This window comes from Planococcus sp. ISL-110, from assembly GCF_018613575.1.
Taxonomy (GTDB): Bacteria; Bacillota; Bacilli; order Bacillales_A; family Planococcaceae; genus Planococcus.
The window spans coordinates 266648-284625 of record NZ_JAGGPX010000011.1 but is presented as its reverse complement, the minus strand read 5'-3'; the positions used below and the strand labels follow the sequence as shown (position 1 = coordinate 284625).

The 17978-nt window shown below is 45.6% G+C and carries 18 protein-coding genes and 1 tRNA gene; 13 read left to right on the top strand and 6 right to left on the bottom strand.

Going from position 1 to position 17978, the window contains the following annotated elements; translation table 11 throughout:
• Window positions 1–15: 15 nt before the first annotated feature.
• The 3 genes from yjbM to J7I83_RS07245 are packed head-to-tail and all read left to right on the top strand — an operon-like array spanning window position 16 to window position 2377.
• Window positions 16–693 (top strand): GTP diphosphokinase, encoded by a 678-nt coding sequence (gene yjbM, locus J7I83_RS07255; RefSeq protein WP_215100017.1) that lies wholly within the window; start codon window positions 16–18, stop codon window positions 691–693.
• Entirely contained in the window at window positions 690–1496 is an 807-nt protein-coding gene (locus J7I83_RS07250) for an NAD kinase (RefSeq protein ID WP_215100016.1), read from the top strand. The genes yjbM and J7I83_RS07250 overlap by 4 nt, the downstream gene beginning before the upstream one ends.
• Window positions 1497–1501: 5 nt before the next feature.
• Window positions 1502–2377 (top strand): RluA family pseudouridine synthase, encoded by an 876-nt coding sequence (locus J7I83_RS07245; RefSeq protein ID WP_215100015.1) that lies wholly within the window; start codon window positions 1502–1504, stop codon window positions 2375–2377.
• Here the strand turns inward: J7I83_RS07245 and prpE are convergent.
• Window positions 2374–3111, bottom strand: a complete 738-nt coding sequence (gene prpE, locus J7I83_RS07240) for a bis(5'-nucleosyl)-tetraphosphatase PrpE (protein ID WP_215100014.1) — start codon at window positions 3109–3111, stop codon at window positions 2374–2376. The two genes, J7I83_RS07245 and prpE, sit on opposite strands and share 4 nt — an antisense overlap.
• A gap of 102 nt (window positions 3112–3213) precedes the next feature.
• Here prpE and mgtE point away from each other — a divergent pair, with 102 nt between their 5' ends.
• Both mgtE and fabI read left to right on the top strand, forming a co-directional pair.
• Complete coding sequence (gene mgtE / locus J7I83_RS07235) at window positions 3214–4584, top strand: magnesium transporter (protein ID WP_215100013.1); 1371 nt, start codon at window positions 3214–3216, stop codon at window positions 4582–4584.
• Between the two features lie 79 nt (window positions 4585–4663).
• Window positions 4664–5434, top strand: coding sequence for an enoyl-ACP reductase FabI (gene fabI, locus J7I83_RS07230; protein WP_215100012.1), 771 nt, complete (start codon window positions 4664–4666; stop codon window positions 5432–5434).
• A 65-nt stretch (window positions 5435–5499) separates the two neighbouring features.
• On the opposite strand, the gene J7I83_RS07225 is transcribed toward fabI, so the two are convergent.
• From J7I83_RS07225 to J7I83_RS07215, 3 genes are all read right to left on the bottom strand, one after another.
• Window positions 5500–5931: a GNAT family N-acetyltransferase gene (locus tag J7I83_RS07225; RefSeq protein ID WP_215100011.1), complete on the bottom strand. Its 432-nt coding sequence runs from the start codon at window positions 5929–5931 to the stop codon at window positions 5500–5502.
• Window positions 5932–6450: a YjcG family protein gene (locus tag J7I83_RS07220; RefSeq protein WP_215100010.1), complete on the bottom strand. Its 519-nt coding sequence runs from the start codon at window positions 6448–6450 to the stop codon at window positions 5932–5934.
• 72 nt (window positions 6451–6522) lie between these two features.
• Window positions 6523–7245 (bottom strand): alpha/beta hydrolase, encoded by a 723-nt coding sequence (locus J7I83_RS07215; protein WP_215100009.1) that lies wholly within the window; start codon window positions 7243–7245, stop codon window positions 6523–6525.
• A 104-nt stretch (window positions 7246–7349) separates the two neighbouring features.
• Here J7I83_RS07215 and J7I83_RS07210 point away from each other — a divergent pair, with 104 nt between their 5' ends.
• The 6 genes from J7I83_RS07210 (at window position 7350) to J7I83_RS07185 (ending at window position 13756) form a co-directional block, all read left to right on the top strand.
• On the top strand, window positions 7350–7934 hold the full coding sequence (locus J7I83_RS07210; protein ID WP_215100008.1) for a phosphatidylglycerophosphatase A family protein: 585 nt from the start codon (window positions 7350–7352) through the stop codon (window positions 7932–7934).
• A gap of 124 nt (window positions 7935–8058) precedes the next feature.
• A complete protein-coding gene (locus J7I83_RS07205) occupies window positions 8059–9039 on the top strand; it encodes a TAXI family TRAP transporter solute-binding subunit (RefSeq protein ID WP_215100007.1) in 981 nt (326 codons plus the stop codon).
• 79 nt (window positions 9040–9118) lie between these two features.
• Complete coding sequence (locus tag J7I83_RS07200) at window positions 9119–9643, top strand: DUF1850 domain-containing protein (protein ID WP_215100006.1); 525 nt, start codon at window positions 9119–9121, stop codon at window positions 9641–9643.
• Window positions 9633–11666 (top strand): TRAP transporter permease, encoded by a 2034-nt coding sequence (locus J7I83_RS07195; protein ID WP_215100005.1) that lies wholly within the window; start codon window positions 9633–9635, stop codon window positions 11664–11666. Before J7I83_RS07200 ends, J7I83_RS07195 begins: the two co-directional genes overlap by 11 nt.
• Window positions 11667–12121: 455 nt before the next feature.
• Complete coding sequence (locus tag J7I83_RS07190; RefSeq protein ID WP_215100004.1) at window positions 12122–13381, top strand: Y-family DNA polymerase; 1260 nt, start codon at window positions 12122–12124, stop codon at window positions 13379–13381.
• Between the two features lie 12 nt (window positions 13382–13393).
• Entirely contained in the window at window positions 13394–13756 is a 363-nt protein-coding gene (locus tag J7I83_RS07185; protein ID WP_215100003.1) for a YolD-like family protein, read from the top strand.
• Window positions 13757–14023: 267 nt separating this feature from the next.
• Here the strand turns inward: J7I83_RS07185 and J7I83_RS07180 are convergent.
• Window positions 14024–14096, bottom strand: a tRNA-Val gene (locus J7I83_RS07180).
• A 148-nt stretch (window positions 14097–14244) separates the two neighbouring features.
• Window positions 14245–15087, bottom strand: coding sequence for a thermonuclease family protein (locus J7I83_RS07175; RefSeq protein ID WP_251047498.1), 843 nt, complete (start codon window positions 15085–15087; stop codon window positions 14245–14247).
• A 344-nt stretch (window positions 15088–15431) separates the two neighbouring features.
• Between J7I83_RS07175 and J7I83_RS07170 the strand changes: the two genes are divergently transcribed.
• Window positions 15432–16355 (top strand): Gfo/Idh/MocA family protein, encoded by a 924-nt coding sequence (locus J7I83_RS07170; RefSeq protein ID WP_215100002.1) that lies wholly within the window; start codon window positions 15432–15434, stop codon window positions 16353–16355.
• A gap of 64 nt (window positions 16356–16419) precedes the next feature.
• Window positions 16420–17808 (top strand): aldehyde dehydrogenase, encoded by a 1389-nt coding sequence (locus J7I83_RS07165; protein WP_215100001.1) that lies wholly within the window; start codon window positions 16420–16422, stop codon window positions 17806–17808.
• The last annotated feature ends 170 nt before the right edge of the window (window positions 17809–17978 follow it).

Here is a 17978-nt window from a genome sequence, read left to right as displayed (position 1 = left end):
TGAGGGGGACCGGAGATGGGTCAATGGAATCGGTTTTTAGCACCATATAAACAGGCAGTAGATGAATTGAAAATAAAATTCAAAGGAATGCGAAGCCAGTTTGAAAATGACAACACAAATTCACCAATCGAGTTTGTGACCGGCCGCGTCAAACCTTTAGCCAGCATCTACGACAAGACCCTGGAAAAAGGCATTCCATTCGAGCCTTCCGAAGAGCTTGCGCATCAATTGCAGGATATCGCTGGAATTCGAATGATGTGCCAATTTGTCGGGGATATCGAGACTGTAGTCGGCTTGTTGAGGCAACGCAAGGACTTGCGGATTGTGGAAGAAAAAGATTATATCTCCAACGAAAAACAAAGCGGCTATCGGTCATACCACGTTATTGTGGAATATCCGGTCCAGACCATCAACGGTGAGCAGCTGATTTTGGCGGAAATCCAGATTCGGACTTTGGCAATGAATTTCTGGGCGTCTATCGAGCATTCCTTGAATTACAAATATAAAGGTGTTTTTCCGGAAGAGATAAAGAACCGGCTTCAGCGCGCTGCTGAAGCTGCGTTCCAATTGGATGAGGAAATGTCGCAGATTCGGGACGAGATTCAAGAAGCCCAAGCCTATTTCACTGAATTCAAGGAATCGCATGGAACTCATTTTCGAACCGATAGAGAGGGAGGTCGACCAGAACGATGAAATTCTATATCATATCGAGAAGTGACAAACTATCCAACAAATTGATGGCCACGGCAAAGAACCATTTGGAGGATTTGGGGATGGAATGGAACGAGGAATCGCCAGACGTCGTCTTGTCGATTGGCGGTGACGGAACCTTGCTTCACGGGTTCCATAAATACAGTGAGAAGCTGGCAGATGTAGCCTTTGTCGGAATACATACAGGCCATCTTGGCTTTTATGCCGACTGGAAGCCGAGTGAAATCGAGAAGCTGGTTTTATCGATTGCCAAAAAGGACTATGAAGTGATTGAATATCCATTACTGGAAGTCAGTATCCACTACCAGAACCTGGACGAACCGGCGGTTTACTTGGCGTTGAACGAATCAACAGTAAAATCTCCTGATGTCACATTGGTGATGGATGTCTTTTTGAACGAAAGCCATTTTGAACGTTTTAGAGGAGATGGGCTCTGCATGTCCACTCCTTCCGGCAGCACAGCCTATAATAAAGCCTTGGGTGGCGCCATCATCCATCCCTCGCTTCAAGCGATGCAATTGACGGAGATGGCCTCCATCAATAACCGGGTTTTCCGTACAGTGGGGTCGCCTTTGGTTCTGCCTGGACATCATAAATGTACGCTGCGTCCAGTGAAGGCGCCTGATTTCATGGTCACTGTCGATCATCTGCAGCTGCTTCACAAAGATGTGAAATCGATCGAATATAAAGTGGCCGATGAAAAAATGCGATTTGCCAGGTTCCGCACATTCCCATTCTGGCAGCGCGTCCACGATTCCTTTATCGACAGCGAGCTATCAGATTGAGCGCCATGAAACCTTTTCAACTAACGTATACCGCTGAAGTGCCAAGCCTGCTGCGCGAGGCACTCGGGGAGTGGGGCATCTCCAAACGAACACTGGCTTCCGTCAAATACGGCGGCGGCCGGATTTTAGTGAATGATGCAGAAGTAACGGTCAGGCATCCCTTGGAAAAGGGCGATGCTGTGACCGTTATTTTTCCGAATGAAGATCATGGAAAAGGCTTGGCCGCAGAAGACGGCAACCTGGAAATCGTCTATGAGGATGAAGCCCTGCTAATCGTTGAAAAGCCGCCTTTGCAAAATACCATTCCATCCCGTGAACATCCTTTTGGCAGTTTGGCCAATATTGTCGCCAAGCATTTCAATGATACCGGCATTCCTTCTACTCTGCATATTGCGACCCGGCTGGACCGTGACACTTCCGGACTTGTCTGCATTGCAAAAAACCGCCATATTCATCATATGATCTCGCTGCAGCAGCAGGAGAAAACGATGAAACGGCGGTATGAGGCATTGGTTCATGGTCGGGTAGACCGAGAGGAATTTACGATCACCGCTTCAATCGGACGGAAGAACACGAGCATCATCGAAAGGGAGGTGCGTGAAGACGGACAATTCGCGGAAACCGAAGTCCGTGTGCTTCAAAGGCTGGAAGGCTATTCGCATATCACCCTGCAATTGAATACCGGCAGAACGCATCAGATCCGGGTTCATTTATCCCATATCGGCCATCCGTTGGTGGGAGATGATTTGTATGGCGGCAAGAGGAATCTGCTGGGGCGCCAGGCGCTTCATTGCACGGAATTGGAATTGACCCATCCGGTTTCAGGGGACAAGCTGTTCTTTAGTTCTTCGTTGAATAGAGACATGCAGTCGTTGCTTTAAAGAAACAGGTGAAAGCGTTCAGGTTGATAGGGTTGTTGGGAAGGTACAGAAACAATTTCTTTTTCAGGAAAGCGGAAAGCGGTCAATGAGCCACCGAACACGCAGCCAGTATCGATATTAACCGTGTTGTTGATAAAATAAGGTTCCTCAGTCGGCGTATGGCCGTACACGACCCATTTTTTTCCTCTATAGGATTTAGCCCAGTCGCGCCGGACAGGGCGGCCATCAGCATGGAACCTCCCAGTAATATCACCGTACAGCACAAAAATTGCAATGCCTTTACTAAGCGGTTTTCCGATCATTTCGGCTTTTAATCCGGCATGGGCGATAATGAGTTCATTTTCAAGCTGCTGGTAATGCGGAAGCTGTTCGTAAAAGTGAATATAGCGTTTCCGGAATTGCTGCTTTTCCGGTCCGGTCAGCTGCTGCCATTCGGCTACGGTGATTTCGAGGCCATGGGCAAGCTGGACATCATGACCTTTAAAAAAGCGGAAAAGTTTATTGCAATGATTTCCAGGGGAATAATAAAGGATGCCTTTGTCCTGTAGCGCAAACAGCAATCTCAAGACGTTGAGCGACTCGGGTCCCCGGTCCATGGCATCGCCGACAAAAGCGAGTTTTCGGTCTTGGGGATGGATAAATACATTGCCTTGTTTTTCGTAGCCCAGGTGTTCGATGAGCAGCAGCAGCTCCTGATAGCAGCCGTGGATATCACCGATAATGTCGTATTTCATGGTACACACCTCTTTGTTTTTAAAATTTACTATACATACCTATGGTGTAGCGTATAGACTACTATAGCAAGCACAGAGAATCTTCGAAAGGAGGGAGTATACATGATGGAAGAAAAAGTAGTACGTGATGAAGAATTGAATGACGCATTGTTCACTGAATTGCTTATCCGCGGAGATGTAAAAGAATTCCGCGATGAGTTTTTATCGCACCATCCATACGACCAGGCAAGTTTTTACGAAAAGGCGGATTCTGGGAATAGGCAATTGCTGTATCAGTATCTCTCTCCTCAAGAGATGGCGGATATTTTTGAAGCTATTGAATTGGATGATGATGAATACGAAGATCTATTCCAAGAGATGAATGCCCGTTACGCCTCAGATTTATTGTCTTATATGTACACGGATGACGCGGTGGATATCTTAAACGAATTGAATAAAGAACAAGTCGCCAGTTATCTGACGATTATGGACAAGGAATCAGCGCAGCAAATCAAAGACCTGCTGCATTACGAAGAGTATACGGCAGGATCCATCATGACCACAGAATTTGTCGCCGTACCAAAAAACTCCACAGTCCGTTCCGCGATGAACATCCTTCGGAATGCAGCACCGAATGCTGAAACCATCTATTATGTGTTTGTGATTGATGACGATAAGAAGCTTTCGGGAATTGTGACTTTAAGAGATTTGATCCTTGCTGAAGAAGATACGCTCATCAGCTTAATCATGAACGAACGGGTCGTCAGCGTTTCTGTCAGCGAAGATCAGGAAGAAGTGGCACGGATGATAAAGGATTACGATTTCCTGGCTTTGCCGGTTGTCGATTTTCAAAATCATCTGCTCGGCATCATCACAGTCGATGACATCATTGACGTGCTGGAAGAAGAGGCATCGGACGATTACTCCAAGCTGGCAGCTGTCTCTGATATGGATACATTTGACAAAGGACCACTCGCTGCCGCCAAAAAAAGGCTGCCATGGTTGATTCTGCTGACGTTCCTTGGGATGTTGACTGCTAATTTGATGGGAATGTTTGAAGCGACATTGGATCAGGTGGCGTTGCTGGCAGTCTTTATCCCGCTTATTGCCGGAATGGCCGGAAACAGCGGCACGCAGGCTTTGGCTGTAGCTGTCCGAGGAATTGCAACAGGCGATATTGCAGAACAGAGCAAGACCAAGCTGTTGTTCCGTGAAGCTGGTACTGGATTGATTACGGGCGTTGTCTGCGGCGTTGTTGTTGTCGCATTGGTTTATTTCTGGAAAGGCGAATTGCTGATCGGCATGCTCGTCGGAACAGCGGTTATGAGTTCCATTTTTGTGGCAACATTGGCCGGATCATTTATTCCGTTATTGATTCACCGGATGAAAATCGATCCAGCCGTAGCATCAGGGCCTTTTATTACTACTTTGAATGACATCATTTCAATTTTAATTTATTTAGGCTTAGCAACTACATTTTTAAGCCGGCTCTAGAAAAGTGCGAATTGCACTTTTCTTTTTTATGAGGTATTATTAGTACCAGGTAATAATAACAGACGCAGGAGGAATGGACATGTCAATATCATTAAAAGGAAAGACTTTTGTCATTATGGGAGTAGCCAACAAGCGGAGCATTGCTTGGGGAATCGCACGTTCTTTGGACCAATCGGGAGCAAATCTGATTTTCACGTATGCAGGAGAACGCTTTGAAAAATCGGTCCGTGATTTGGTGGCAACGCTCGACGGCAATCATGAACTAATCCTGCCATGTGATGTAACAAACGACGAAGCCGTAGCCCAATGTTTCACTGCCATTAAAGAGCAGGTGGGAACCATCCACGGATTGGCACATTGCATCGCGTTTGCAAAAGGCGAGGAATTGTCGGGCAATTTTTCGGATACATCAAGAGATGGATTCCTATTGGCGCACAATATCAGTGCCTATTCATTGACGAGCATCGCGAAAAACGCCAAGCCATTAATGGCTGAAGGCGGAAGCATTGTGGCATTGACTTATATTGGCGGCGAACGCGTCATGCCAAATTATAATGTGATGGGTGTTGCGAAAGCCTCTCTCGAAATGTCTGTTCGTTATCTGGCTGCGGACCTTGGAAGACATGGCATTCGCGTCAACGCGATTTCTTCGGGTCCGATTCGCACGCTGTCTTCAAAAGGCGTCAGTGACTTTAATTCAATCCTCCGTGAAATCGAAGAAAAAGCACCGTTGCGCCGCAATACGACACCTGAAGAAGTGGGCGATACTGCTGCTTTCCTATTCAGCGATATGTCACGCGGAATTACAGGGGAGACCATCCATGTAGACAGCGGATTCCACATTCTATAGGAAATACAAAAAGCAGATCGGCCGGTAACTCGGCCGATCTGCTTTTTTTTTTGCCCTTTAAAGTATCAGGTAACAACTTTTTCCATCGACTTGTGGGGAATGCCGGCATCTAAGAATTCATCGGATGTGATATCATAGCCGAGTTTTTCATAAAAAGCGAGAGCATGGGTCTGGGCATTCAACTTGAGCCTGAAAAGGCCGTTTGTCCGCGCATACTCTTCTAACTCGTTCATTATCAAAACGCCGATCTGTTGTCCGCGGTACTCGGAAAGCACACAGACCCGTTCAACTTTGCCGAGGCCCGTTTCCACTTCCCGGATGCGTCCTGCAGCAATGGGCTGTTCAAGCTGGTAACCGACAAAATGAATTGCACTGTCATCGTATTCATCCATTTCAATGTGAAGCGGAACGTGCTGTTCCTCCACGAAAACTTTTCTGCGGATATCAAAAGCCTGTTCTTTTTCCAGTTGGTTTTGAGCTATTTTTACTTTCAGCATTTATTGATCATCTCCAGTTAATCGGAATGTCTCGTATACCGTCCATGAACCATCATCCAATTGATAGAGGAGGTGAATGCGGTCAATAACTTCTTCGTGGTCGATGCCGGCCATCTTCAATTGAGCATAGACATCGGCATGTTCTGTATCGGATAATTCTTGTCCAATTGTGATATGAGGCATGAAAGAATGCTTTGGCATGCCTCCGAAGAAATCAGAATGCAGATCTTCGTGTAGCGCCGCAATTTCAGCATTCTGCTCTACCTTAAAATATAAGGTATTGGTAACCGGTGAAAATGTGCTGACACGCGTAGCGTGTAATTTAAACGGTTTTTGTCGCTTTGCGATGTTCAGCATTTCTGCTGCGATGTCTTTAATCGTTGATGCATCCGCCACAAATGGCCCTTTTAACGTCATGTGAGGGGTAATCTGCTCATAATGCGGATCATAACGTTTTCGATACGAATTAGCAAGATCCTGCAATTTTTTTGAAGGAAAAGCTGCAACTCCATATTTCATCCTAACAACCTCCTTGTCTGTGATAACCATTCATGTCGATGGTGCCGACTTTGTCTTGGAATACCGCAAGCTCTACATGCCGAAGTTCTGAATAAGTGCACGCCTTAAATCAGGCTGCCAATGCTTCCAAGTATGGTCTCCTTCAAATTCTTCATAAAAGATCGAAAACCCTTTATTTTTCATTAAATTATTTAATTTTCGATTTGGTTCGATGAAATCCGCGGTTTTGCCATTGCCCAGTTTGACAGCGGTTTCCTCTTTTCCGATAACATGGTAAACCGTAAAGGAATTGGCCGAACTAAATGCTTCCACTGCTGTCAGCATTTCTTCCCCGACCTTTGGAGATTGAAGAATGACGCGGCCAAAAATATTCGGGTATTTTAAAGCAGCCATCAAAGATACGGTCGCCGCCAGTGAATCGCCGATTAACGCACGTCCCATGCCTACCTGATAGGTCGGGTATTTTTCGTCGAGGAATGGCACCAGTTCATGCGCGAGGAAACGCAGATAGGCGCCGTGCTGTTCACCGGTAGGTTCATATTTTTTATTTCGATCTGCGACACTCTTATAGGGTACGCCGACAACGATGATGTTTTCGATTTCCTGATTTCCCAATAATTCGTCTACAACGCGTGGAATCCGCCCTAACTGAAAATAATCTTTGCCGTCAGAAGCGATGACCAGCGTGTATTTATATAAAGGTGAGAAATTGGAAGGAAGATAGACGAGCAATTGCATGTCTTCTTGGAGTTCCTTGCTGTAGATGGATAAATCTTCTACCTTTCCAGTCGTCATTGTTATGCCTCCTTTAGGGTTCTGTAAGAAAATTGTACCATATTGAATGTCCAAGGTATAATGGGAAAGAACACCAACTAACTAAGGCGAAAGGGGTTTTGGACATGGATGGCAGAAGGTTCAGGGTTCACTCAGACGACGTGACAAAAGCAACACATGAAGCATTGGAGCGACGGGGAGTTACGAACGTAGACATAGCCAAAATAGTTTTGGATATGCAACTGCCTTTTAATGAAGGCCTTAAAATTGAGCATTGTATGGAATCAGTTGAAAGTGTATTGCGTAAACGTGAAATGCAGCATGCCTTGCTGGTAGGGATTGAATTGGATGAACTGGCAGAACAGGGAAAACTGTCACGCCCACTTCAACAGATAGTCGGTTCGGATGAAGGACTCTTTGGCGTCGATGAAATGATTGGCCTGGGCGCAGTATTGACTTATGGCAGTATTGCCGTAACGACATTCGGACATCTGGACAAAAACAAAACGGGAATTATCCACAAGCTCGATACGAAATATGGTGGCCAGGTTCATACTTTCCTGGACGATTTGGTAGCAAGTGTGGCTGCGTGTGCGTCAGCACGGATCGCCCATCGAACCCGTGACCTGGAAGAGCAGGGCAGAACCTTCGAAGATTTGGCTCCAGAAGATACAACTCCTGAAACGCATGTAGAAGGCGCTGAAACATAAGAGTTTTCTAAATGTTCCCGCTGTAAGCGGTTGTATTTCTAAAATTTCATTGAAACTAGTAAGAAAGCCATGGTATTATAAAATTGAAACATAGAAAACTATTTTAGAAAAGGGAGGTCACTTTATGTTGAAAAAGAAATTTGGTTTATTTGCTGCAGTAACTCTTGCAGGATCTGTATTTTTGGCAGGTTGCGGAGATGACGCAGCTACAGAACCGGAAGGCGAAGGCGGCGGGGCAGCGGATCCTGAATTCCTTAGCATCTTGACGGGCGGCACGACAGGAACTTATTATCCACTTGGCGGCGCAATGGCGACAATCGTCGAAAATGAAACAGGCTTGGACACGACTGCCGAAGTTTCACAGGCTTCTGCTGCGAACATGACGGCACTTGCTGATGGAGCGGCGCAAATCGCATTTGTCCAGACGGATACAGCATTCTATGCTGCTGAAGGATCAAACATGTTCGAAGGCGAAGTGATTGATACGGTTTCGGCCATCGGTGCACTTTATCCGGAAACGATTCAATTGGTTACTACTGCAAATTCAGGAATTGCTTCATTTGATGACTTGGCAGGAAAAAGCATCTCTGTTGGCGCTCCTGGATCTGGGACTTATATTAACGCTGAACAGTTATTGGAAATCCATGGCATGACAATGGAAGATATTGATGCTCAGAACCTTGACTTTGGTGAGTCTCAGGAAAGCTTACAGTCAGGTCAAGTTGATGCGGCATTCATTACTGCAGGAACTCCAACGGGCGCAGTTGAAAGCCTTGGAGCTACTTCAGACGTTGTCATTGTACCTGTAGAACAGGACAAGGCAGACGAACTGATTGAAAAATATCCATATTATGCGAATGACGTTGTACCTTCCGGCATCTACGGGTTGACTGAGGAAGTTCCGACTGTCTCTGTTTTGGCTATGCTGGTGGTTCAGAACGATCTTTCAGAAGACCTTGTCTATGACATCACGAAAGCGATCTATGAAAATACAGATCAAATCCAGCATGCAAAAGCTGATTTTATCAAATCTGAAACAGCTCTTGACGGAATCGGGATCGATATCCACCCGGGAGCACAGAAATATTTCGACGAAGTAAATTAATTGAATGAGCGATTAACTGACGGTAAAGCGCAAGCTGTGCCGTCAGTTATTTGTTTTTAAAGATGAAGGAGAATAAACTATGCGGATACTCCGGATACGAATAATTCTTCCATTATTGATTGCCCTCAGCTTAATCGGCTCCTTAATCACATTCTTCCCTTTCCATAAATATTATGTATTTATCGATAATGAGACTGAAGAAACAGCAGCTTATGTGCCGGTGGAAAGTCCGTTTTTTCAACTAAGATACACGCATTCAATCCACCTGTCAGAAGTTATCGAGAGTTATAAAGTAATCGATGATGATATTTTGATGATGACAGAGCTTGAATACGAAGATTTTAATATCGGCATGCCTTCAAATGCAGGAGAAGGAGAGACCTTTGTCGAAAAGGACGGGAAATACTTCATTAAGAATATGACAAGGGAAATTCCGGAGTTCCGGCTGTTTGTGGGTGATGTTGATGCGGGATTATCTTTTGTCACCAAAGGGCACGAGATGGATTTGAAAAAAACGCTTGAAAGAGGTAAGTCGTATACTTTTCGTGTAGAGCGCTTATCCCTATTTCAACTAAGAGAAGGAGTGAGAATTGATGAGCGATAAGTTGCCTCCAGAAGAACGCGAACAGCAACATCTTCCACCAGAGGATGAATCTTACATCTCAGAAGAAAAACAAAAGGAAATTTTACAGAAATATGATCCTGAATCCAACACGCGGGATTTAAGTGGAATGATCAAGCATGTGGTCTTTTTCGGTTTATTGGCATTTTCTTTATTCCAACTCTATACTGCGATTTTCGGACAGTATACCGCCTATATTCAGCGGTCGATTCACTTAGGATTCGCCCTTTCTTTAATTTTCCTGTTATTTCCTGCCAGAAAACGTAAAGGGGCCCGCCATAAAGTTGCTTGGTACGATTACATACTGGCGTTGCTATCAGTTGGCGTAGCTTCCTATTGGCCGATCATGTACGATGACCTGGTATTCCGTCTCGGACGGGTTACCGAATTGGACTTGGTCGTCGGGGTTTTAGCGATTCTGCTGACGCTTGAAGCGACACGTCGGGCAGTCGGCATGCCGATTACGGTCATTGCTAGTTTATTCTTGGCATATGCCTTTTTCGGGCCTTATTTCCCTGGATTTTTACGCCACAGAGGGCAAGATCTCGATGCACTTGTCCAGCTGATGTTCTATACTACCGATGGGATATTGGGAACTCCAATCGGCGTATCGGCCACCTTCATTTTTACCTTCCTGTTATTTGGTTCGTTCCTCGTGAAAACAGGAGTCGGGCAATATTTCAATGACTTGGCCGTATCACTGGCAGGGAATTTGACAGGTGGACCGGCAAAAGTGGCGATTTTCTCCAGTGCCCTGCAAGGGACCATTTCGGGGAGTTCTGTTGCCAACGTTGTAACATCGGGTTCCTATACGATTCCGATGATGAAAAAACTGGGTTATAAGAAAGAATTTGCCGGTGGGGTAGAGGCAGCGGCCTCGACAGGTGGACAATTGATGCCACCGATCATGGGTGCCGCAGCTTTCCTAATGGTGGAATTTATCGGGGGAGTAACCTATTGGGAAATTGCCAAAGCAGCCACAATACCGGCTCTTTTGTATTTCACAGGTGTTTGGATCATGACCCATTTTGAAGCAAAACGGATCGGTCTGAAGGGTCTGTCTCCGGAAGAGATGCCGGACCGCAAGGAAGTATTGAAAAAGATTTATCTCCTATTGCCGATTGTTGCAATCATCTTCTTCCTGTTAATCGGTGTTCCGACTATGCAGGCGGCACTTTACGGAATTCTGCTGACGATTTTTGTCAGTGCCTTTAATAAAGAGACACGATTGAATTTCAAAGACATGATTATGGCATTGGTTGATGGTGCACGAACGGCTTTGGCCGTTGCAGCAGCAACAGCGGCTGCTGGTATTATTGTCGGAGTGGTCGTAAAGACGGGACTCGGTTTGAGTTTAGCAAATGGACTGGTTTCAGCTTCAGGAGGAAATGTCCTGTTAACCTTGTTCTTCACAATGCTCGCAGCGATTGTCCTGGGTATGGGCTCTCCGACAACTGCCAACTACGTCATCACATCTACGATAGCGGCACCAGCCATTATCACGCTGTTGATGCTGGATGAGCCGGTTGGAGCAGCGGTACCGCTAGTGGTCGCTTTATCTGCCCACTTATTTGTTTTCTACTTTGGGATTATTGCAGATATTACACCACCTGTTGCGCTTGCAGCCTTTGCAGCATCAGGTATCTCAGGCGGGGAACCGATACGCACCGGTTTCACTGCAGCCAAATTGGCGGCAGCAGCGTTCATCATTCCTTATATGTTCGTTTTGTCTCCATCGCTCCTGATGATCGATACAACCTGGCCTGAGCTGATCTGGGTATTGATTACAGCTCTAACAGGGATGATAGCCATCGGAGCAGGGCTGATCGGTTATTGGTACCGGAAGCTGAACTGGTTCGAGCGCATCATTACCTTCGCAACTGGATTGGCTTTGATTTATCCAGAAGGGTTGTCTGATATAATCGGTGCAATTTCGTTTGTCATTCTATTCGGATTCCAGTGGATAGCACGCGATAAAAAACCTGCTAAAACAGTGGGAGCTTAATAAAATCTAAAACCGTCCGGGCTGATGCCCGGACGGTTTTTATTGTTCTGTCACTTTTATTAGGAATAACGAAAAAAGCCACCACCCGAAGGTGATGACTTTTTCAAAGCAAACTTTGTTCCTAAAGCTTGCAGTGGGTTTGGCACCCAATAGTTCCTACTGATTTCTGAAATCTGATAAGAACGATGGATGTCAAATCTCTTACTTGTGTATCTTATAATATCTGGCACCAAATGTAAAGTTGTTAGAAAATTTGACGAATATGCAGTTCTTTAATGCTTTTTGGACAACCTTTCTGATTTGATGCTTTTAAAAAAGATTCTCTTTGAAAAACCCTCTCTGTCCGAATTCAGGCCACTGAACGACAGGTCGTTTTTATTTTCTCAAAAGGATTGCCGTCACGGTATTCATAGTATAGAATAAGAACAAACGTTCCCATTGGAGGGGTGGTAATTATGGAAATTCTTAAATTGCCAGAACCTTATATATTTTGCATCGATATGCGCGGCTTTTACGCCAGCGTTTCTGCAGTTGAACTGGGCTTGGATCCACTGGAAACCTGTCTTGCGGTTGTCGGGAATCAGGAACGAAAAGGAAGTGTGGTTTTAGCTGCGTCGCCGATGATGAAGGAACGGTTTGGCGTGAAGACCGGCACGCGGCTTTTTGAAATTCCAGACCATCAGGACATTTTGCTGATAGAGCCGAAAATGAAGCTGTATTTGCAAAAATCCATGGCGATTACGGAGTTGTTGGGAAACTACGTGCCGAAGGAATCAATCCATATTTACAGTGTGGATGAAAGTTTTATCGAGCTGACAGGTACCGAAAAACTATGGGGCCCGCCGGCATTCACCATGCGCCGCATCCAGCAGGAGCTGCTGGACTGTTTTAAACTGCCTTCATCAGTAGGGGGTGGGCCGAATATGCTGATGGCGAAGCTGGCTCTCGATCTGGAAGCGAAAGAAACAGGGTTTGCCAATTGGACTTACGCTGATGTACCGACAAAGTTATGGCCTGTCACACCTCTCCGCAGAATGTGGGGCATCGGATACCGGACAGAAAAGACTTTGAACAGTATGGGCATCTATTCTGTCGGCGACTTAGCTTGCGCAGACATCTCCCTGCTGGAAGACCAATTTGGCATTTTAGGCAATCAGCTACACCAGCATGCCAATGGCATCGACCTGTCCGATATGGGATCACCCTTGATCGAGGGGCAGATCAGTTACGGAAAAGGACAGATTTTGTATCGGGATTACATAGAAGAAAAAGACATCATGACCATTATTTTGGAAATGTGCGAAGATGTTGCGATGCGGACACGACAAGCCCGTCGTGCAGGGAGGACCATCCACTTGAGTGTCGTCTACAGCAAGACGGCTTTCGGTGGCGGATTTTCCCGCTCTCGATCCATTGATGAAGCGACAAATGACACACTGAAGATTTATCGTGTCTGCCTGGGGATTTTCCAGGAGCATTTTCAACACAAACCGGTTCGGCAGATTTCGCTGGCCATCAGCAATCTGGAAGAAGAATCGTCGATGCAGTTGAGCCTCTTTGATGAAAGGAAGTTCGAAAACAGAAGCCTGGGAGAAGCGATGGACACGATCCGGAAACGGTATGGCTATTCGGCAATCTACCGAGGCATATCGGGTACAGGGGCAGGCACCGCCATAGCACGGACCAAGTTGATCGGCGGACACAATAAAGAATAAGGGGATGGTCCAATGAAACGCAATAAATACTTAAAGACCGTAGGCGATATCAAAGACCGCGGAAGGATCAAGTGGACAGCCTTAATGCTGCCGGAACACGTTGAGATGATCCGGGAATGGTACGAGCAAGACGAGCGGGTGCCAAAACCCGATCTGAATGAATTCGACCTGCAGCTACTCCAAGAGGAGATGGACATTGCATTGAAACGCCAATGCGAAGTCCTTATCCACAGCTGGGAGGACGGGATAATTCATAAACACAGGGGAACGATTGAAGGCATTGATGCAAGAAGCCGTATGTTGATCTATGAGAAGTCAGATGAAAAGCATAGGGTGCCGATGGATAAAGTGGTTTCGATTGAGATGGTTGATTGAAAACAGAGAGTAACTTATTGGAGAAATTTAAAAAAGGGATGATGGGATGAAGCAGTTAAATTTGTATTTCTTTGGTGAAGAAAAGGTAAGTGTTCAAGATGGATTCTATTTTTATGGTATTATTTTGCTGATTATAACATTATTGTTTTTAATATAATGTCGCGTTCGCCGTTTTTTCCAGCTGGCTGTCCGCAGATTGCTAAAACATAGGCCACAAAAAAACCGCGCAGCCAATAAGGCTACGCGGTTTTATCACATTAACACTTATGATTCCTACTGGGCTCGAACCAGCGACCTCTACCCTGTCAAGGTAGCGCTCTCCCAGCTGAGCTAAGGAATCTCAATTTCCAGGACAAATATAAGTATAGCTTGTCCTGGGAAAAAGTCAATAGTTATCAAGAAAGAAAAAAATGTCTGGATTTTTAGTCATTCGCTTGTCTTCACGCGGCGATGCCGAGCTTGAGATAGCTTTATCGACACCTCGTGTTCTATTGGCCAACGCCTCTAAAGCCGGCATCTTTTGCTTCCTGTTCCGAACAGAACCATTCTTCGGGATTAGTTTGTTCGTAGGAAGAATTGCTTGGCAAGTGGTAGATTTTATTGCCGCTGCGGTTAATGTTGCCTTTGATGTCACAGTCGCCGCTAGTTTGTTCTACGGTGGAAGAGCTGGCATTTCCGGAAGTCTCTTGTTCATAAACGTCCGAATTGAAGCCTCGGTCAGTTGAATAGTTTTCGTATTGCCAAATACCTGCTTCATTGTCTTTGGCAATTTGTTCTGCTTGCTCAAAGTCATCGAGGTAGCGGGTGTTTGGTGGGAAGACATAGGCGACTCTGGCAAGGCCCGACTCCAGCAGCTGTTCTTGGACACTTTCGCCATCGACATAAATATAAGCCAGCAACCGGTCATAATCGTCAAAGCGGTCGCCGACATCAAACTCGATCGACACATCGCCCGATTCAATCAGCCGTTTGTTCGCTTCAGTGGCTTCCTTGCCTAGAGGCTGTTCGCCCAGGCGCGGGTGATTGGTTTCAGGCGTGTCCATCAATAGGTATCGCACGGTCACTTCTTCGCCTTCGTAGATGATTTTAATGGTATCGCCGTCAATGACCTGCGTCACTTCCACGTCAATGTGATCGGTCGTACCGGACGTGTCAGTCGATTCCAGCATACCGCAGCCTGAAAGAAAGAATAATATCAATAACATAAGTTTCAGTTTCATAAAGATCCCTACTTTCGTTTCTTCATTAATTATATGAATAAATGGGCTTCCTGGCAATCGGTCAGTGGTTTGTGAAGCTTGTTCAGGAGCGGCATCCCTGAAATTTTTCATAACAAACCGCCTCTTTCAATCCTGGAAATTGTAAAAGGCGGTTTTATGTGTTTGAGCAACAGGCGTAGGCAAGTTTCAGCAATTAAGGGCTGACTCCGTTTGTTATGCAGCTTCATCAAAATACAAGGTGGATTCTTCCGTAAAGCTTTCCAGCTTTTCTTTATTGACCCCAACTTCCGGTTCTCCTCTAGAAAATAGGTTCCAACCAAATTTAGTTGCTTAGTCATCTTATTCCCTCCGCGGAATGGGAATGGTATTGTTTGACTATTCTATCCCCTTACAGGTTACACTAATAAACAAACAGTGAAAAAAAGCCGGAAAGGCTTAAAAGGGGGAGATTCTTTATGATTTCAATTGGCATCATTGGAGCAGGAATTGTTGGGGAACGGATCATTAAACAAATTCAGCAGGAAAGCCATGTGGAAATAAAAATAGTCTACGACCAACAGTCAGAACGCCTTACAGAAATCAGCGAAGCTTACGGAATTCCAATGGCAAAATCAGTGGAGGAAGTGCTGTATTCGGATATCAATTGGGTTTACATAGCGACGCCGCCCGCTTTTCATGCGGAAATCGCCGAACTTGCGGCAAGTGCCGGAATCAATATCCTGTGCGAAAAACCATTGGCACATAATGTGGAAGATGGCGAAACTATGGTGAAGTCCATCGAAGGCAATCATGTGCAGACCGCTATGCATTTTCCCTTAATGTATAAACCGGCAGTCCGCGAAATGGCCAAGCGCATCAAGAACGGACATATTGGAAAAGTGGTCAGGATTGAGCTTCAGACCTTTTTCCCGGATTGGCCAAGATTGTGGCAACAGAATCCATGGATCGGTTCAAGAAGCCAGGGCGGCTTTGTTCGCGAAGTATTTCCGCATTACTTCCAATTGATGAGCCGACTTTTCGGTGAATTGTCGTTTACTTCCCATCACATCACTTATCCGGAACAGGCGGATAAGTGCGAAACTGGGGTAATTGCCCATGGACTCACCCGCGACAAGATTCCGTTCCTAGTGACAGGCATCAGCGGCATCGGCCAAAAGGAATTGCTGCAGTTTAAGGTATACGGCGAACAAGGGGTTTTGACGCTGGAAAATTGGTCGGATCTATACGAATCGATGAAAAGTGAAGACCGCCAGTTGATCAACGAGTTTGAAGATGTCCCGTCGCTTTTTGAGGAAATGAACAATCATTCGACTCTTTTGGTCAATTTTGAAGAAGGTCTGGTCATCCAGCGATATATCGATTATTTATTGGCTGAATAAGTGTTCATTTTTTGAATCCAGTATCTTAGTTGGTATAATATAGAAACTCAGAGGAGGTTGGAAAGTGAATTTTACAGCAAACGATGTAGAACACATGATAGAAGAACAGCGCACTTATTTTTATACAGGTGATACGAAGCCAGCCGCTTTTAGGATTGAACAATTATACCGATTAAAAAGTGTGATTCAATCCCATAAAACAGAAGTGATCGATGCTTTAAAGAAAGACCTGGGCAAAAGTGAATTTGAAGCCTATGCAACAGAAGTCGGTTTTGTGCTCGACAGCATCAGCAGCATGGCAAAAAATCTGGAAGACTGGATGAAGCCTGAGCAAGTAAAGACACCGATGCATCTTCAGCCATCTAAAAGCTTTGTCATCCGTGAACCGTATGGCTCTGTATTGGTTATCGGGCCTTTCAACTACCCATTCCAGTTGGTGATGGAGCCGCTTATCGGTGCTATTATTGGAGGGAATTGTGCAGTAGTCAAGCCTTCTGAAGCAACCCCGAATGTCGCAAAAGTTATCCGCACGATTATCGAAGAGGCATTCCCCTCCTATTATATTCGGGTAGTCGAGGGCGAGCGTGAAGAAGTCACGGCTTTGATCCATGCTTCGTTCGATTATATTTTCTTCACAGGCAGCGTCAATGTCGGAAAAGTCATCATGAAAGCGGCATCTGAGCGCTTGACGCCTATCACATTGGAACTTGGCGGGAAAAGTCCGGCAATTGTTGACCAAACAGCAAATCTGGATTTGGCGGCGAAACGGATTGCCTGGGGAAAACTGATGAACACCGGCCAAACTTGTGTCGCTCCTGACTATATTTGTGTGCACGAATCGATTAAAGACGAATTCCTGGAAAAGCTGACGAAAACGATACAGGAATTTTACGGCAAAGATGCACAAAGGAGCCCGGATTACGGACGCATCGTCAATCATCAACATTTTGACCGCTTAGCAGAAATTGTGCAAAAAGAGTCCAAGCACATTATATATGGAGGAAAAGTTGACCGGAATGACCGCTACATTGAACCTGTGATTTTGGATAACATCACTTGGGACAGCCCTTCAATGGAAGATGAAATTTTTGGACCGATTTTGCCGGTCATCAGCTATACGGATTTGCCGTTATTGCTGCGTCAAATCCGTAAATTGCCGAAGCCGTTATCGGCTTACCTGTTCTCGGAAAACGAACGCGCCATCCGGTTCTTCCTGGACCAATTGCCATTTGGCGGCGGCTGCATCAATGACACGGTTTCGCATGTGGCCAGCTCTTACTTGCCGTTTGGTGGAGTGGGCACATCAGGAATCAATTCCTATCATGGCAAAGCCAGCTTTGAAACCTTCACGCACGCTAAATCAATCTTGAAAAAATCAACTAAATTATCCGTAAACCTGGTCTTTCCGCCTTATAAAAATAAAGCGAAATGGATCAAAACGGTAATGAGATAAGCGGCCTGCGGGTCGCTTTTTTCATGCCAGTATTGCTGCGCATTTAGGTCAGCATCTTATTGGGAGTGGCAGTATTGGTTTTTCTTTTGTTTCAGCGGCCTTCCCCGGAAATTGCGGCAGAACAGGCTAATGAAACGGTGATCAGTCTATACGGAGGAAGATCACTGAAT

Coding starts and splice junctions, on each gene's coding strand:
- yjbM (WP_215100017.1), top strand. CDS start 16: ATGGGTCAATGGAATCGGTTTTTAGCACCATATAAACAGGCAGTAGAT.
- J7I83_RS07250 (WP_215100016.1), top strand. CDS start 690: ATGAAATTCTATATCATATCGAGAAGTGACAAACTATCCAACAAATTG.
- J7I83_RS07245 (WP_215100015.1), top strand. CDS start 1,502: ATGAAACCTTTTCAACTAACGTATACCGCTGAAGTGCCAAGCCTGCTG.
- prpE (WP_215100014.1), bottom strand. CDS start 3,111: ATGAAATACGACATTATCGGTGATATCCACGGCTGCTATCAGGAGCTG.
- mgtE (WP_215100013.1), top strand. CDS start 3,214: ATGATGGAAGAAAAAGTAGTACGTGATGAAGAATTGAATGACGCATTG.
- fabI (WP_215100012.1), top strand. CDS start 4,664: ATGTCAATATCATTAAAAGGAAAGACTTTTGTCATTATGGGAGTAGCC.
- J7I83_RS07225 (WP_215100011.1), bottom strand. CDS start 5,931: ATGCTGAAAGTAAAAATAGCTCAAAACCAACTGGAAAAAGAACAGGCT.
- J7I83_RS07220 (WP_215100010.1), bottom strand. CDS start 6,450: ATGAAATATGGAGTTGCAGCTTTTCCTTCAAAAAAATTGCAGGATCTT.
- J7I83_RS07215 (WP_215100009.1), bottom strand. CDS start 7,245: ATGACGACTGGAAAGGTAGAAGATTTATCCATCTACAGCAAGGAACTC.
- J7I83_RS07210 (WP_215100008.1), top strand. CDS start 7,350: ATGGATGGCAGAAGGTTCAGGGTTCACTCAGACGACGTGACAAAAGCA.
- J7I83_RS07205 (WP_215100007.1), top strand. CDS start 8,059: ATGTTGAAAAAGAAATTTGGTTTATTTGCTGCAGTAACTCTTGCAGGA.
- J7I83_RS07200 (WP_215100006.1), top strand. CDS start 9,119: ATGCGGATACTCCGGATACGAATAATTCTTCCATTATTGATTGCCCTC.
- J7I83_RS07195 (WP_215100005.1), top strand. CDS start 9,633: ATGAGCGATAAGTTGCCTCCAGAAGAACGCGAACAGCAACATCTTCCA.
- J7I83_RS07190 (WP_215100004.1), top strand. CDS start 12,122: ATGGAAATTCTTAAATTGCCAGAACCTTATATATTTTGCATCGATATG.
- J7I83_RS07185 (WP_215100003.1), top strand. CDS start 13,394: ATGAAACGCAATAAATACTTAAAGACCGTAGGCGATATCAAAGACCGC.
- J7I83_RS07175 (WP_251047498.1), bottom strand. CDS start 15,087: ATGAAAAATTTCAGGGATGCCGCTCCTGAACAAGCTTCACAAACCACT.
- J7I83_RS07170 (WP_215100002.1), top strand. CDS start 15,432: ATGATTTCAATTGGCATCATTGGAGCAGGAATTGTTGGGGAACGGATC.